Annotated in this window: 1 protein-coding gene and 1 pseudogene; both read right to left on the bottom strand. The window is 66.3% G+C overall.

From position 1 onward, the window contains the following. Positions 1 to 180: pseudogene (locus J1M86_RS23580) on the bottom strand (lipase); the annotation flags it as partial. Beyond that, a partial coding sequence (locus J1M86_RS23575) for a TetR-like C-terminal domain-containing protein (RefSeq protein WP_206511597.1) occupies positions 177 to 599 on the bottom strand: 423 nt, incomplete at its 5' end. The pseudogene J1M86_RS23580 and the gene J1M86_RS23575, both read right to left, overlap by 4 nt.

The raw sequence follows: 599 nt of genomic DNA, 5'->3' as shown, positions 1-599 counted from the left end.
GGCCGTTGTACGCACGGCGATCCGTACCCCGGAAGGCTGCGCTTCCATGAGGGCGAGCTGCGGATCGGCGAACCGTTCTCGGATCAACCGGGGGAGTCTGTGGGGACGCACGCCGCGGTCGGTCGATTCGAGTTCGATTGCACCGCGGACAAATTCGTGAGTGAGGCGTGTGGTGATCATCTAGTTGCCTTCTGGCGGGCGGTGCCGCGGTTGTGCCAATGAGTCAGGAGGAAGTCGAGGGCGTCGATCAGTTCCGGCCACGACTGCTCGGCCGGTGGCAGGCTGTGCGCGAAGCTTCCGCTGCGTTCGAGGTTCAGAAACCCGCTCAATGCACTACCGATGATGCGCGTGGCGTGAGTCCGATCGGGGCCGGCGATGTCGTAGCCGATCAGGACGGCGTCGGTCACCTGCACGATGCGGCGTGCGGCGTCTGTGTCGACGGCGGCCTGCCCTGCACGCCGCTGCAAGGACGCCCACCGGCCTGGGTGGTCGGTCGAGTATTCACGGTGCGCGGCCGCGAAACCCACCAGCGCATCCTTCTTCGAGCGACCGGCTATGGCGTCGCCGATATTCGCTGCGAGTTCACCGAGGGCCAGGGC

This window comes from Rhodococcus sp. KRD197, assembly GCF_017168235.1.
Taxonomy (GTDB): domain Bacteria; phylum Actinomycetota; class Actinomycetes; order Mycobacteriales; family Mycobacteriaceae; genus Rhodococcoides.
The sequence above is the reverse complement of the archived record's forward strand: the minus strand, read 5'-3'. Positions and strand labels throughout refer to the sequence as shown.